Here is a 15,311-nt window from a genome sequence, read left to right as displayed (position 1 = left end):
TATAAAATATTAAATTAAAAAGGATACGCAATGCTTCATGCTGTTATACATGGTAAAAGCAGTCGCTGGTTAAAAGATGCTAAAAAGAAATTTTCTACTCAATCTGAAGGTAACCATCAACGCATACCACGAGAAGATGAAATTACATCTACTATTTTTGGAGTCATGAAATATCTTGATTCTAAAGCCATATACCGTTTTTTTCGTCTTTTATCTAGGCAAGATATTCCAAACAATATTCATATTACTCATGAAATTGTTTTTTGGAGCCGCAAACAACATAAATGGAAGGATAAATCAATAAAGATTACTGAGCCAGATTTGTTAGTATCTTTTTGTGTTGATGGAAAAAAGGAAAACTATATTGTTGAACTAAAATGGGGAATCAACTCTCATTTTATGGAAGATCAATTAGAGAGAGAGTGGGAGAATTTCCAAGAGGAGAAAACATGTTTAATTTATATAGCCAGTAGTATTCACCCTAATTTTTATGAAAAAAAGAAAAATTATCCTTGGTATGCAGTTACTTGGTTGCAGTTTTTAGAGATAGTGTTAGCAGAATGCAATAATACTGAATTAAAAAATTATCATATTTATATGAATGATCTAAAATTATTTTTAGAAAAGCTGAATATTAAACGATTTAATTTCTTTCCTTTACTTCATATCCCAAGTTATTTAGTATGGGATAATAAAACATTTGAATTAGTAAATTTTACTAGGATCAATGTTCCTCAATTGAAAAACCAATGGAAGGTTAACAATGGATAATTATTTAGAACAAGGCAGGAACATTACAACTGCATTAAACGAATTGGATAAATTTTTTATAGAAATTAATGCACTAAAGTATCTACTAATCAATACGTTAGATAAATTTCTTGATAGTAGTACAAAATTTAAAGCTTCGAATCATAAAGAAAGTCATCATCTTTCAAATAGCGAGTATTTAGTACCTTGGTGTAATATAAGTATCGCCATATTTGATAAGAAAAGAAGAAAATTAACTGATGATCTAGCTTATAGGTTTATTAACTTCCAATTTTCATTTAGTGATGAAAGTGTTGCAATTCCTAATCAAATAGATAGGCCTTTAATTCATATTAGTTCATCAGGTATAAGGCATGATAGCGAATGGTTTATTAAATATCCAATAGAAGAAATTTTATATTTTGATGAAGAGCCTGGATCATTTTCATTAGAAAATAATGCGATTATTTGGTCAAACTATGACTATGGAGATAAATTTTGGCATTATAGTATCGACTTATTGAAAATAAATTCCCATAACTTCCAAGAACTCTTAATTAACCCCGTATACCGTCTTTTACATGAAGAACCATTGCAGATAGTACCAAACTCCGCCTTGGATAATGCTCTAATTAGATACGAAAACTTGGAAAGCATCATAAAATAATAATGTGAACCTAACTCATTAAAATTATTACCAACAATAAGCCGTAGCCCGCATGAAATCTGCAGGCAGGGTGTGTGCGGTACGCACGCGGGCTTTGAGTGTGATAAAAAAGATCATCTGAAAAAAGTTTCCGTCTTTCAGACGACCTTTTGTCAAATTATTATCGGCAGAGGCTCAATACCAACCTTAAGCCTGATCCGATTTCTTCAGGGCTGTTATCCAATGATAAAATTACATCGTCTGCATCAATGGCATCCCACGTTTCCAGTTTGACATGGCGGCTCGGGCTGATTTTCAGGCAGCCATTGTGCAGCCAAATATCCCCGCTCATCATGTTTTTAAATAGTGCACGTCAAACCTACATACAGGGGAGTGTGCGGCACGCACGCATGCATGCTTTAAGTGTGAATACAGAAGCAGTATAAAAAGGTCATCTGAAAATACCAAAACTGTCAGATTCAATAATCCACTCTACGGCTAATAAATTGATCAGGAAATGATGATGAAAATTAAGGCAACCATGCTGGGGATTACCGGCTTGATATTATCCGGCTGCTTTTTTACCAATGATGAAATCAAGTTGGACGATATTGGGAATTTCAAAATTACAGTCAATGAAGCTGAGGGTTATAGGCAGGTTCATTTGACAGGCTTATTAGGCAATAGTGCAATGGGCATCTCAGATATAAAAACAACTAGCCGCAACGAGGAGCTGAATATTACTTTATTTCAAAAATTAGCAGGTTCGGAATACTCAGGAACATTAGATAAAGAAATTGCTCTTGAAAGCAATATCAAGAAGATTACTTATGGTTCTAAACACGAGATTATATGGCAAGACTAAAAATTATAGTAGAGGCCGTCTGAAAAAGATTCAGACGGCCTTTGAAATTATAAATGGATTGATTTTTTGGCTATCCTATTTCGGCAACATTTCAAGATTTTTCTGCGCAGAAAAAGGAATACAGCAACTGTATCATCTCAGTTACCCTCGGGTCGGCAATGTAATATTGCCGTTCCCGATGGTTCACTTCAAACGATACCAAACCGGCTTCACGCAGTAGCGCTAATTGGCTGGACATTGCCGCTTGCGGCAGTCCGGATGATTCAGCCAACTCGGTTACATTATGCGGCCTTTCATGTAGTTTGCACAATACGGCGAGACGGTTGGGATTGGCCAGAAGTTTGAGAAAAGCGGTGGCTTCTTCGTAGGGCGGTTGATTGTCGGCAATGGTCATTTTTCACGCTTTTCGGCAAATGAGGAGGTCGAATTATCAGTCATAATGGCCTCGGCAGCAACTTTCAGACGGCCTTTGCTTAATGGTTCCATGGCATTTTAGTCAGCAGGCGAGCCATGCCGCAGAATCCGGTTAGTCCGGCCGTTAACAGGCCTGCGCCGACCATCACGTCTATCAGATAAAACCAAGGCGATACCAGCCAACCTGCCAGCATGCCCAACAGAATCAAACTGCCCGCAATGGTTTGCACCTGCCGCATGATATCCGGTGCGGCATGGTCGGCAACAATAGGAAGCCCTGCAGCCTTCCATGCCAGTAAGCCGCCTTCCAGAATATAGCATTCTCGACCTTGGCCAAGCGCAGACAATATTGTTTCTGCCTGTGTTGTACGTTGGCCGCTCAGGCAATAAAAAATCAGGCATGGGGCTGTATCATCGGGCAGTTTGTCTCGCTGCTGTTCAGGCGGAAGGGATAATGCGCCGCCAATATGCCCGCCCCGATATTCGGCTTGGTTTCGGATGTCCACTGCCAACGCGCCCTCACGAATTTTTGCCATTGCTTCGGAAGGCGTGATTCGCGGGAGTTGTCCGACCGTACTCATGTTTTGCCTTCGTTATTTTTTGTTGATGCGGCAGGTGTTGATACCCAATAAGCTGTACAGTGCGCAATTGCCAATCAGTGCTGTACCCAGAGGGATAATGCCCAGCCAACCCCACCAGCCAATTTGTCCGGTAGCGGCTGCAGCAATCAGTGCTACGCCAATAACAATACGGATTACGCGATCCAAAGTACCCAAGTTTCGTTTCATTTTATTGCTCCTTGTTTAAGAATAAATCATCTATAAATAAATATATATAATAAAAATTATATATAAGAAATATTATATCCCTAAAAATGACTTTGTCAAATTATTTGTAACCATGCAGTTTGAAATAGGGATAGGTATTGGTTTGTTAGGTTGGTATAAATGATGGTTTAAGTATTTGATTTAAAATAAAAGAACGATATAATTTCATATATAAAAAAGGCCGTCTGAAAACTGAATTTCAGACGGCCTTTGGTTTTAACAAGCTCGGTTATACAGTTTGTGAGTATGTAAACGAGGGGCTTTTTTATTTGGAAGGTGGTTGGGCATATCCGTTATCGGCTGGAAATGCGTCGGGTTCACTGGTTTTTTGTGTCGGGTCGTACAGTTCAAAAATTGCTGTACCAATTACACCGGTGTTTTTGATGGAGCCTTTATCCGAGTTTGCAGCGTAAGAGTCTTCTGGATTGCTGAATACAAAAGATGCTACAGCATCGTCACTTTTACGGAAACCTTCGATTACCAGCGAATCATGTGGGTACAGAACATAGCCATCTGAGTATCTGCTGGCTGCTTGGCCTGAGACGACATCCAAACCATCTACGCTGGCTACGATTTCCAAAGTTTTATTGCTATTGTTCTTATAAACCAAACGGTATGACTGGCCGTCTTTCCCTTGTAAAAAGTAGTTGCTGCCATCGCGGAAGATCGGAAACAGGTCGCCATTATCAGATTGCACGGATAATTCTACTTTACCTGCGGCTAATGAAATCGAGTTGATTTTTTTACCGCGATAATCTTTAGCAGAATAGTTCAATACGCCTTCTGCCAAAGGGTTTTTAGTAACACGGCGTAAATCTACGGAATGAACGGAAGACTGTACTTCATCTCCCCAACTGGTTCCTAGTTTTTCTGCTGTTTCTACGCTTTGGTTGGCCATTTCTGATTCGGCTGTTGCAGGAGCTTCGGACGAGGGGGATTGTTGAGAACAAGCAGCCAAAATTGCAGCCAACAGCATTGGCAGCCACAATTTAAATTTTATTTTGAACATAATCGCTCCTGAGATAATTTAATGGGTTAACAATTTGAATACGTTAGATAATATGAAAATTATCCGTATTCTATCCTATTAATCCAATTGGGTAGAAAGCCAGGCTGTAAAAACAAGATAAGTTATTTATAGTAATTAAAACATAATGGGATATCTCGAGCCGATTTGAAAATAAACCGGACTTAGATTTTATAAGTTTGTATAGCCGATTAATCTGTTTCCATATAAAAAGGCCGTCTGAAAAGTACTTTTCAGACGGCCTAAATATTTATGTTTTACAACAAAGGACTCATCAGGCGGACGGCATTTTCTACGAGGCCGCGGAGTTTGGAGCGTTGTTGCCATGATTTGATGGCAATGTAGCTGCTGTTTTTAAGGTAGCTGCGCTGTAGGTGGCAGATTTGTTTGGTGGTGTCGCGATCGTAGATGGCGAGGCTGATTTCTAGGTTGAGGAAAAAGCTGCGCATATCCATATTGACTGTGCCGAAGAGGGAGTAGTCTTCGTCAATGGTCATGGTTTTGGCATGTAGAAGACCGCCTTCAAACATGGCGATTTTAACACCGGCTTCCAGCAACATAGGGTAGTAGGCGCGTGAGGCGTAGCAAACCATCAGTGAATCGACTTTGGCAGGCAGTATCAGGGTTACTTTGACGCCGCGTTTGGCGGCAACGGTTAACGCCATGAGAAGCGGCTCGTCAGGGACAAAGTAGGGAGTGGTAATCGTGATTTGTTTGGTGGCGGCATAGATGGCGCTGATGATGGTTTCGTAGATAACGAAGCTGCCTTGCTCGGGGGCGGATGGAATGATTTGGGCAACAATATCGCCTTGCTGCATTTTTTCAGGAAGGATTTGGGGCAGCAGGCTTTGTGCTTGGTTGAGGTATGTTTGTACGTTTTGGAGGTTTTCATCGGTTTCGACGGCGAGGTCGGCGAAGAAGACGGCAGACAGTTCCAAAACCATAGGACCTGTACAGCGCATCATGACATCGACCCATTCTCCGACGCCGGAGTTTTGTTTGAAATAGCGCGGGTCGACGAGGTTGAAGCTGCCGGTATAACCGATTTTGCTATCGATAACGAGGATTTTGCGGTGGTTGCGAAGGTCGGTGCGCGTGAATAATGTACGCCAAATGCCGACAGGCAATGAGGTATGTACTTCAACGCCTGCTTGGCGCAGTATCTCTACCCAATCGCTTTCAAAAAAACTCCTGCTGCCGACGGCGTCGGCCAAAATGGCGCAGTCAACGCCTCGATCTGCAGCCGCAAGAATTTCATTTAGAATTTCTTCGATGCGGCCTTTGGGCTCGATAATGTAAAAGGCTAGCAGGCAGGAATGGGTTGCGGTGCGTATGTCTGCAAGCATGCTGTCGATGATGGCATCGGTGGTCGAGAGCAGGCTCATGGCGTTGCCTTTGGTTGCACCCAGCCCCGTTCCTTTTTCGGCAACTTTACTGATGCCGTGGTAACGTGATTTGACTTGGTCGGCAATGTCGAGATAGATATCGGCCAGATGGGTGGCGGCAAAGTTGCGGTAGAAACGGTTCATTTCGCCGGTACGTTTGGCGCGTGCCGTACCGAGACGAGGCTCTCCGATAAGGATGTAGGCAATGGTTCCGAATACGGGGAAAAGGAATAAGATAATCAGCCAAGCAAAGGTTGAGCCGATGTTTTTTTGTTTGTACAACACGCGCAGCATGCAGACGAGTGCGGCGCAGGTGTGGGCGAAGATGAAAATTTCGGTCCAGGTGATGTCTTTTAAAAAATTCATATTCGGTAGCGGGAGTGGATGTGTTTTTAAGTTTGAAGGTGTCAGCTGATAAGCTTCAGATATTAAGTATATAGAAAAACCGTCTGAAAGCAAAAACACGATTATCGTGTAAATTTGTTTTCAGACGGCCTTTGAGTTGCTTTAATTAACGGTGATACTGACGGGACAGTTCGTGTACGGTATCGACCAAAATTTTGGCGTGTTCCGGATCGGCATGTTGGTTGATGCCGTGTCCGAGGTTGAATACATGGCCGCTGCCGTTGCCGTAGTCGGCAAGGATGCGTGCGACTTCGGTGCGGATAGATTCCGGTGTGCCGAAGAGGGCAAACGGGTCGAAGTTGCCTTGCAAGGCAACTTGTTCGCCGACGCGACGGCGGGCTTCGCCGATGTTGCATGTCCAGTCCAGGCCCAATGCGTCTGCGCCGATTTCTGCCATGCTTTCCAGCCATAAGCCGCCGCCTTTGGCAAATACGATAACAGGCACGCGGCGGCCTTCGCTTTCACGTTTGAGTCCGGCAACGATTTGTCGGATGTACTTCAGGCTGAATTCTTTAAATGTGGCATCGCTCAACACGCCACCCCAAGTGTCGAAAATTTGTACGGCTTGTGCGCCGGCATCGATTTGGGCGTTGAGATAAGCGGTAACGGCTTGGGCATTGGTGTCGAGGATTTTATGCAGCAAATCAGGGCGCGAATACATCATGGTTTTGATGGTGCGGAATTCTTTGCTGCTGCCGCCTTCAACCATGTAGCAGGCGAGTGTGAACGGGCTGCCGGAGAAGCCGATCAGCGGAACTCGGCCGTCCAGTGCTTTACGGATGGAAGTCACTGCATCAAAGACGTATTGCAGTTTTTCCATGTCGGGAACTTGCAGTTTTGCAATGTCGGCTTCGTGTTGCAAGGCGCGTTCAAATTTCGGGCCTTCGCCTTCGGCAAAATACAGTCCCAAACCCATGGCATCTGGAACGGTCAGAATATCGGAAAACAGAATTGCCGCGTCCAGATCAAAACGTTCTAAAGGCTGGATGGTGACTTCGGTTGCCAGCTCGGTGTTTTTGCACAAATCGAGAAAGCTGCCTGCGCGTGCGCGTGTGGCTTTGTATTCAGGCAGATAGCGTCCGGCTTGGCGCATCATCCAGATGGGAGTGTATTCGACAGGTTGTTTGAGCAGGGCGCGGAGGAAAGTGTCGTTTTTCAGAGCAGTCATGATAAATAGGCTTTCTGATTTGGTATGTTGGACAAAGTTCAGACGGCCTTAGATATGTATTGAGGCCGTCTGAAATGATTAAATGGTTGGTTCTGTTGCAGATTTCATATTGTCGCTTAATGCGAAATCAGCACATCAATTTGACTGAGGAAGGGCTGCCGGATGTTCTTCTTCGGCCACGCTTTCCAAAACCAGATTGCGTTGTTCTTGCGCTTTTTGTGGTTGGTCTGTTTCATCAAACACGCGGGCCAAGACCAAATGTGCGGATACGCTGGGTTGCAGGGCGATACTGGCTTCGAGGTAGCCTTGGGCTTTGCCCCAAAGTTTTCGTCCGTAAGCCAGTTGGCCAAGATACATCAACAGCGGTGCATTGTCTGGTTGTTCCTGCAGCCAAGAGTCTGCCAAGTCGATGGCTTTTTGTTGCTCTCGCTCGCTTAGGAAGCGTACGGATTCGACAAATGCTTCCAAAAGCTCAGGCTGGCGGGTTTGCGGATAATGGGTTTTAACCCATTTGACCGCATCGGCATACAAACCCAAACGCTCGTATTTTTCGGCAATCGCGACACACAATTCGCCTGATTTCAAGCTTTCTGGAATGTGTTTCAAACAAGCTTTCAGACTGCGTGCATCGGTTACTTCGCTTAAGAGGCGGCGATATGCCCAATTTTGATACTGTTCGGCTTCGTAATCGTTGATGGCGCCGGCTTTGACCAGTTTTTCCGCTTTTGCCAAGACATCTGCAGCATCGCCGTGATCAAAGGCATAACGCAATTGCAGGCGGACCAAGCGGCTTAAGTTGCTATTGATTTTTGCTGCTGCTTCAAGGTTTTGTGCGGCAGTCGGATAATCGCGGCGGCTCAGTGCAGATTCGGCCAGCAAAAGATGGCGAGAAAGCTGTTGTTTTTGTGGCAGCTGTTCAATTTCGTGTAGGTAGCGGTCGCGCAATTCGAAGTTTTCCATTTGGTCGGCCGCGTGCGCGCCCAACATCAAAGCCAGGGTACGGTTGTCGCCTGCTTCTTTGTTTTGCAAGACTTTGGCAGCTTCTTGTTCGGCTTTTTCAAAACGGCCTTCAAAATACGCCAAACCTGCACTGTTCAAAGAGGCAGAAGCCTGACGGCCTTTGCGAGCGATGCCGAAGCGTTGCATACGCGCCGGAATGTTCAAGAGGCCGAACACGAATTTAATCAGGAAATACAAGACGAATACGCTCAACAGCAGGCCTAAAACAAAGGCATGCAGATTGATACGCAGCATGGTTTGCTCAACCACGACGTACACGTTGCCGGTATAAATGCCGGAAGCCAAGGCTAAACCGACGGCGGCGGCAAACAGAATGACAATCCAAACGACGGTTTTCATGCTTGCTCTCCTTTAATTTTGGCAGCAGGCTTGGTTTGGTTTTGTGGTTTGGCAGCTTCGGCGGCCGGTTCTTTTTTGTTTTCAGACGGCAAAGCAGGTGCTTCCAGAGATTGAGGTGCAGAAGCGGCAGCCGGTGCGGCAGTTGTGGCTTGATCGGTAGCTGCAGCCGGAGCGGAAGCGGTTTGCTCGGCAGCTTGGGTTTGTGCAGCCTCTTCAGTCGTTATTTGTGTACGAGAACCTTCTTGATAAGCGCGAACGGCGCTCAAGCTGGCTTTCAGGCTGTCGTCTGAAATCATGCGGACATCAAGGGCTTTGAGTTCGGCCAACTCTTTCAGCCATGACTGCGTAGCAGGGGATTTGCTGTCGAAGTATTGCTTCACGGTTGCTTCAACGTTGTTCAAATCGCTTTGATACACTTCGCCGTTGTGTTGCAACAGGGCAATGCGCGCATCCAAAAGGCGCAGGCGCAGGTTTTCACGGATGAAGTAGGTTTGATCGGGTGAAATCAACATGGCGTCGTTGCTGTCCAGATGACGGACTTCAACCAAGCCTTTGAGGGCATTGAGGGATTTTTCCCATGTGTTTTCCCACCAAGTTCCTGAATTGGCGGCTTCGACAGGTGCGGCACCTGGTTTCAATACGCCGTCCAAAACCAAAGGCAGGCCTGAAATACCGGTTTCCAGACGGTCGATACGCAAGGCAGTGGCGGAAATATCGACATAAGGACGGTTTTTCAGTGCGGCCAAATCATTGCTGATGGCTTGCTTGATGGGGATAAGCTCAGGCTGTTCAAAACGGCTTAAGCGGCTGTTGATGTGTTCCAATACGCTGACCGCGCCTTGAAGGTTGCCTGACAGCATCAATTGTTGCGAAGCAGTGTTCAACATGGATTCGGCTTCATCAACCAGCCAGTTGATACGGCCTTTGAGTAACTCTTGATAAGCTTTCTGCATTTGCAGGATTTGATCGCTATTGCTTTTTTGACCGTTGTTCAGGCGGTCTAACTCGGCCTGAATAGCGGTTTGGCGGTTGAGGTTGTCTTTTAAAAGGCTGGCGTTTTCAGATTCACCCAACGCAGCTTTGTCGATTTTTTGGTTGAATTCGAGCTCTTGGTTCTTTAAAACATTTTGACCCTGTACAAACAGGAATCCGCTCGCGCCCAAGCCAAGCAGTGCCAAGACGGTCGCACCTGCGGCCAAGGCTTTGCCGCCAGATTGTTTGATGATAACAGGGGCGTTGTTTTGTGGGAGATTGTTGGACTCGGGCATGCTCGCCTCCACTTGCTGAGGTTGGGTAGGTTTGATTTGTTCAGACGGCCTGGTGTTTTCAGAATGTTCAGGCGCCGGAGCTGCCGTATTGGCAACTTGTTGGGTATCTTTATTGTCTTCGACTGGGTTCACTGCTTGGCTCCTTTGTGGTATGGATGAAAGTGCAGCGGATAAAGAAGTGACGGTTTCTACATGTTTGGCGCCGACGATGCGAAGCGCATCGGCAATGCGCGGATGATGGGTAAAGTATAGCAAGGATTCGAAGAATCGGGAAAATTGCGGCGGAATCTGATGGAAAAATTCGCGCGCGAGTTCGCCGGATGTGATGTAGGCGGCGGCGATGTCTTCGGTTTTAAAGTTCTGCCAATCGATGGCGTGTGGCCGTCTGAAATAGATTTCGGCGATGTCGATTTGGAAACCCAGTTCGGTCAGTTTGTCTGCCAGAAAATCACGGCCACCATGGCCTCGAACGATTAGAACTCGGGCGTTGGGCGGCAGGTTTTTCCAAATAGGCATTCTCAAGACGGCTTCGCTGTCGTTGCCGTCTTCGGGAGAGAAGACGGGATAGGGGGAGAATTGTGCCAAAGTATGCTGGCTGGTTTGGCCGACGGTAATGTGTGCTTTGGGGCCGTCTGAAAAGTTCAGATGTGGCGCTGCGGTTTCAATAGCGGTGGGGCTGACCCAAAACACGACATCGGCTTGCTTGAATTGCTCGGGGAGTTTTTTTAATGCCGAATGATCCGCCTCTATTTCAATCGGACTCAATACCTGAGCCTGCCAACCGGCTGCATGGCAGGTTTGGATATCTTGTTGCGGGCGGTTGGACGGACGGATGATGAGTAGAGTAGGCATAATGTGGGATAAATTATTAAGGTTTTAGGCCGTCTGAAAGAAGGGTTTCAGACGGCCTGTTACTAGCACAGCTTATTGATCGACGAATGCGCGCTCAATCAGGTAGTCGCCACGAACGCCGGTTTTCGGAGAAACGATCAGGCCGAATTCGTCCAAGACGCTGCAGGTGTCTTTCAACATGGCAGGGCTGCCGCACAACATAGCACGGTCGTCTTGAGGATTGATTTTAGGCAGGCCGATGTCTTCGAAGAGTTTGTCGCTGCGCATCAAATCGGTCAGACGGCCTTGGTGTACATATTCTTCGCGTGAAACGATCGGGTAGTAAATCAGTTTTTCTTTAACCAGGTCGCCCAAGTATTCGTGTTCGGGCAATTCTTTGGTGAAGCGGTCGTAGTATGCCAAGTCTTTTTTGTAGCGTACGCCGTGAACCAAGATGATTTTTTCAAATTGCTCGTAAACATCAGGGTCTTTGGTAATGCTTAAGAAAGGTGCGATGCCGGTACCGGTGCTCAAGAGGTAGAGGTGTTTGCCCGGATTCAGGTCGCCGGCAACCAATGTGCCGGTCGGTTTTTTACTGATGAGGACATCGTCGCCGACTTTAAGGTGTTGCAGGCGACTGGTCAATGGGCCGTCTTGTACTTTGATACTGAAAAATTCCAGATGTTCTTCCCAGTTGGCAGAAGCCACGCTGTATGCGCGCATCAGCGGTTTGCCGTCTACCATCAGGCCGACCATGACGAATTGGCCGTTTTCAAAGCGCAAAGACTCGTCACGGGTACAGGTGAAAGTGAAGTAAGCGTCGGTCCAGTGGTGTACGGACAAGACTTTCTGGGTGTTGAATGCTGCCATTGATATTTCCTGTCGGATAAGGCCGTCTGAAAAGGATAGGTCGGGGCGGCCAAGGTTAATAAAAAGAATGGAATATAGTGTTCAGCTACTTGCTTGCCGGTTTGGCTGATTTTTCGCTGAGGCTGTGCAGGTCGGAATAGCGTCCGCCTGCGCTAATCAATTCATGGTGCGTGCCTTGTTCGACTACATTGCCTTCATGCATCACAACGATGTTGTCGGCTTTTTCGATGGTCGAAAGTCGGTGGGCAATCACCAATGTGGTACGGTTTTGCATCAGGTTTTCCAATGCGGTTTGTACCAAACGTTCGGATTCATTATCCAATGCACTGGTGGCTTCGTCCAAAATCAAAATCGGTGCATTTTTTAAAAGCGCACGCGCAATGGCGAGGCGTTGACGTTGGCCGCCGGACAGTTTCAAACCGTTTTCACCAACTTCAGTGTGCAAGCCTTGCGGCATTTTTTGGATAAATTCCCAAGCATTGGCTGCTTTTGCAGCATTGATAATTTCTTCTTCGCTGAATTTGTCAGCTTGAGCATAGGCAATGTTTTCAGCAATCGTACCATTAAACAGGACAACGTTTTGGCTGACGAATGCCATGCGACTGCGTAGGCTTTCGAGTGTATATTCATTGATGTTGACGCCGCCAATCAAGACCTTGCCTTCGTCCGGATTGAGGAAGCGCGGCAACATATTGGCCAGGGTGGTTTTACCGCAGCCTGATGCGCCGACCAATGCAGTCACTTTGCCTTGCGGTACAAGCAGGTTAATGTGGTTCAAGCTGTTGCGTTCTGCTTCAGGATAGCGGTGTACAACATCGCAAAATTCGATATCGCCAGGGTTTGGGCTGAGGATCTGTTTGCCTTCGTTGCTTTCTTCGGGTTGATCCAAAAAAGTGAAGACACTTTCTGCCGCCGCCAAACCGCGTTGTAGGGATTGCATCACGCCGGTCATGCGTTTGATGGGGTCAAACATCATGATCATGCTGGACAAAAACGACATAAAATCGCCTGCGCTGAAGCCTGAAAGTCCGGCTTGGCGGGCGGCTGCGTAAATAATTGCGGCCAGTGCAACCGAAGCCATTAATTGCGTAATGCCGGTACCGGCAGAGCTGGCGGAAACTTGTTTGAGCAGGTTGCGGCGCACATCGTTGGCAATACGGTTGAAGCGGCGGTTTTCATAATCCTGACCGCCGTAGATTTTTACAACGCGTTCACCATTAATGCTTTCGCCCAAAACCTGCATCAGCTGGCCAAGATAAATTTGGTTGTTGGCAGACAATTTGCGCAAGCGTTTGCTGACTGTTTGGATACATACGGCGACGACCGGCAAAATAATAAAAGTAATCAGGGTCAAACGCCAGTTTAGATAAGTCAACAAGCCTAACAGACCGACCACGCTCACGCCGTCTTTGGCAATCACGGTAATGACGTTAAATCCTGCATCGGTAATTTGGTTGACGTCGTTTAAAATGCGCGACATCAGACGGCCGCCGGTATTGCTGCTGAAGTACGAAGTCGGCAGGTGCATCATTTTGTTGAACATTTCACCGCGTAAACGCTGCACCAAGTGGCTGGACAGATAAGTCGTGCAATATTCGTTAATGAAGTTGAACAGGCCGCGAACGAAAAACAGCGCCACAATTGCCAGCGGCAACCATGACATGCTTTTCATGTTTTTATCGACAAAACCTTCATTAATCAAAGGCTTGAGCAAGTAACCGAAAGCCGGCATTGTACCGGCGACAATCAGCATGGCCACTACGGAGATGATAAACATCTTCCAATAGCTTTTTAAATATCCAAGCAAACGCTTGTACAGCTCCCAGTTGGATGTGGCTTGTGTTGTCTGCATATCAATCCAGATTTAGAGCAAACATGCAATTCTAAACGAAAATATCTGTCATTACAATGTTTGCAATTGAAAGTCAAAAGGAGTTGGTATTATTTTAACGCCTTGATTTTATAATGAGAACGACTGTGATGCGGTAGGATTGGCAATAATGTTATCCACTTCTCAAACACCGGTTGCGGCCGTCTGAAAAAGTTTCAGACGGCCTCTTCAGTCGTCAAAGACAACCGGTTAAGCCAAAGCTTCCTTAATGATGTCTTTTACTGTCGTTGCGTTATTAGGGACAACACGGACACGTTGCGGCAGATTTTCCAAGCCTTCCAATGCGGCTGGGCGGGGGATGGCAACTTCGCCGACCGCTTCATGGATGGTGGCTTCAAATTTGGCAGCCAACGCGGTTTCGAGGCAGACAATGGTTTCGCCGGCTTCGCGTACTTCACGCGCTACTTTGATGCCATCGGCTGTATGCGGATCAATCAATTCATGGTCTTGTTCGTAAACCTGTTTGATGGTGGCAAGGCGGTTGGCATGGGTCGATTTTCCGGAAACAAAGCCATATTGTTGATGTACTTTGTTTAAGACAAATTCCAAATTGAAACCTTTGCCGGTGCCTACTTCAGCCCATAATGTTTTGATTTCGTCTGCATCGCGGTCCATCAGGTCAAACACAAAACGCTCGAAGTTGGAGGCTTTGGAAATATCCATAGACGGGCTGGAAGTGACGTGGGTATGTTCGCTGCTGCGTGGGCGGTATGCACCGGTTTTGAAAAATTCGTCTAATACGTCGTTTTCATTGGTGGCGACAATCAAGCGGCGGATAGGCAGGCCCATTTGGCGGGCGATATGACCGGCGCAGACATTGCCGAAGTTGCCGCTTGGCACGCAGAAGCTGATTTTTTCGTCATTGCTCGAAGTGGCATTGAAATAACCGGCAAAGTAGTACACGACTTGGGCGACGATGCGGCCCCAGTTGATGGAGTTGACTGTGCCGATGTGGTATTTGGCTTTGAATTCGGCATCGTTTTGTACGGCTTTGACGATGTCTTGGCAGTCGTCAAACATGCCTTCAACAGCGATGTTGTGGATGTTGGCATCTTGCAGGCTGAACATTTGCGCACGTTGGAATGCGCTCATTTTGCCTTCCGGCGACAGCATGAAGACATTGACGCCTTTTTTACCGCGCAGGGCATATTCGGCGGCAGAACCGGTGTCGCCGCTGGTGGCGCCCAAGATATTGAGTTCTTTGCCTTCTTTGTTCAATACATATTCAAACGCATTGCCCAAGAATTGCATGGCCATGTCTTTGAATGCCAAAGTCGGGCCGTTGGAGAGGGCTTGGATTTTGATGCCGTCTGAAAGTGTGCGCACCGGAGTAATGGCTTTGGTACCGAATACTTCTTCGGTATAGGTGCGGTTGATGATGTCGCGTAAATCATCAGCAGGGATGTCGGTGGCAAACAGGCTCATGACTTCAAACGCCAGCTCAGGATAGCTGAGTGTGCGCCATTGGTCTAAGGTAGCACGGTCGATTTGAGGGTATTGCTCAGGCAGCATCAAACCGCCGTCAGGAGCCAAACCCATCAATAAAACTTCGCTGAATTGCTTGCGTGCGGTTGCACCGCGGGTGCTGATGTATTTCATGGTTTC

General features: G+C 46.5%; 14 protein-coding genes and 2 pseudogenes. 3 read left to right on the top strand and 13 right to left on the bottom strand.

From position 1 onward, the window contains the following. Positions 1-30 precede the first annotated feature (30 nt). Positions 31-771 (top strand): hypothetical protein, encoded by a 741-nt coding sequence (locus ACTHSX_RS00180; protein WP_440376655.1) that lies wholly within the window; start codon positions 31-33, stop codon positions 769-771. Further along, positions 764-1,417: a hypothetical protein gene (locus ACTHSX_RS00175; protein WP_265511164.1), complete on the top strand. Its 654-nt coding sequence runs from the start codon at positions 764-766 to the stop codon at positions 1,415-1,417. The genes ACTHSX_RS00180 and ACTHSX_RS00175 overlap by 8 nt, the downstream gene beginning before the upstream one ends. Before the next feature lie 160 nt (positions 1,418-1,577). On the opposite strand, the pseudogene ACTHSX_RS00170 reads toward ACTHSX_RS00175, so the two are convergent. Further along, a pseudogene (locus ACTHSX_RS00170) lies at positions 1,578-1,769 on the bottom strand (contact-dependent growth inhibition system immunity protein); the annotation flags it as partial. A gap of 144 nt (positions 1,770-1,913) precedes the next feature. Between ACTHSX_RS00170 and ACTHSX_RS00165 the strand changes: the two are divergent. After that, entirely contained in the window at positions 1,914-2,261 is a 348-nt protein-coding gene (locus tag ACTHSX_RS00165) for a hypothetical protein (protein ID WP_440376656.1), read from the top strand. A 91-nt stretch (positions 2,262-2,352) separates the two neighbouring features. Here ACTHSX_RS00165 and ACTHSX_RS00160 read toward each other — a convergent pair whose 3' ends face one another. The 12 genes and pseudogenes from ACTHSX_RS00160 to thrC form a co-directional block, all read right to left on the bottom strand. Beyond that, on the bottom strand, positions 2,353-2,655 hold the full coding sequence (locus ACTHSX_RS00160) for an ArsR/SmtB family transcription factor (RefSeq protein WP_049322138.1): 303 nt from the start codon (positions 2,653-2,655) through the stop codon (positions 2,353-2,355). Between the two features lie 79 nt (positions 2,656-2,734). Then, positions 2,735-3,256: a rhodanese-like domain-containing protein gene (locus tag ACTHSX_RS00155; protein ID WP_440376657.1), complete on the bottom strand. Its 522-nt coding sequence runs from the start codon at positions 3,254-3,256 to the stop codon at positions 2,735-2,737. A 12-nt stretch (positions 3,257-3,268) separates the two neighbouring features. Then, positions 3,269-3,463 (bottom strand): YgaP family membrane protein, encoded by a 195-nt coding sequence (locus ACTHSX_RS00150; protein ID WP_003685761.1) that lies wholly within the window; start codon positions 3,461-3,463, stop codon positions 3,269-3,271. A gap of 304 nt (positions 3,464-3,767) precedes the next feature. Then, on the bottom strand, positions 3,768-4,511 hold the full coding sequence (locus ACTHSX_RS00145; RefSeq protein ID WP_440376658.1) for a hypothetical protein: 744 nt from the start codon (positions 4,509-4,511) through the stop codon (positions 3,768-3,770). Between the two features lie 275 nt (positions 4,512-4,786). Further along, positions 4,787-6,280 (bottom strand): cardiolipin synthase, encoded by a 1,494-nt coding sequence (gene cls / locus ACTHSX_RS00140; RefSeq protein WP_440376659.1) that lies wholly within the window; start codon positions 6,278-6,280, stop codon positions 4,787-4,789. A 145-nt stretch (positions 6,281-6,425) separates the two neighbouring features. Continuing rightward, positions 6,426-7,487 carry a uroporphyrinogen decarboxylase gene (gene hemE, locus ACTHSX_RS00135; protein ID WP_440376660.1) on the bottom strand — a complete coding sequence of 354 codons (1,062 nt, stop codon included), beginning with the start codon at positions 7,485-7,487 and terminating at the stop codon, positions 6,426-6,428. Positions 7,488-7,622: 135 nt separating this feature from the next. Beyond that, positions 7,623-8,846, bottom strand: a complete 1,224-nt coding sequence (locus ACTHSX_RS00130) for a heme biosynthesis protein HemY (protein WP_440376661.1) — start codon at positions 8,844-8,846, stop codon at positions 7,623-7,625. Continuing rightward, on the bottom strand, positions 8,843-10,114 hold the full coding sequence (locus ACTHSX_RS00125; protein WP_440376691.1) for a uroporphyrinogen-III C-methyltransferase: 1,272 nt from the start codon (positions 10,112-10,114) through the stop codon (positions 8,843-8,845). Before ACTHSX_RS00125 ends, ACTHSX_RS00130 begins: the two co-directional genes overlap by 4 nt. 109 nt (positions 10,115-10,223) lie before the next feature. Further along, positions 10,224-10,966: pseudogene (locus ACTHSX_RS00120) on the bottom strand (uroporphyrinogen-III synthase). Positions 10,967-11,038: 72 nt separating this feature from the next. Next, complete coding sequence (locus ACTHSX_RS00115; RefSeq protein ID WP_440376662.1) at positions 11,039-11,815, bottom strand: ferredoxin--NADP reductase; 777 nt, start codon at positions 11,813-11,815, stop codon at positions 11,039-11,041. A gap of 85 nt (positions 11,816-11,900) precedes the next feature. Continuing rightward, positions 11,901-13,667 carry a lipid A export permease/ATP-binding protein MsbA gene (msbA, locus tag ACTHSX_RS00110; RefSeq protein ID WP_440376663.1) on the bottom strand — a complete coding sequence of 589 codons (1,767 nt, stop codon included), beginning with the start codon at positions 13,665-13,667 and terminating at the stop codon, positions 11,901-11,903. A 228-nt stretch (positions 13,668-13,895) separates the two neighbouring features. Continuing rightward, complete coding sequence (gene thrC, locus ACTHSX_RS00105; protein ID WP_440376664.1) at positions 13,896-15,305, bottom strand: threonine synthase; 1,410 nt, start codon at positions 15,303-15,305, stop codon at positions 13,896-13,898. Positions 15,306-15,311: the final 6 nt, after the last annotated feature.

Origin of the sequence: Neisseria sp. P0014.S002, from assembly GCF_051958295.1 — a bacterium.
Lineage (GTDB): Bacteria > Pseudomonadota > Gammaproteobacteria > Burkholderiales > Neisseriaceae > Neisseria > Neisseria flavescens_B.
Note: the sequence above shows the minus strand (reverse complement) of the source record. Positions and strands in the feature narration are given on the sequence as shown.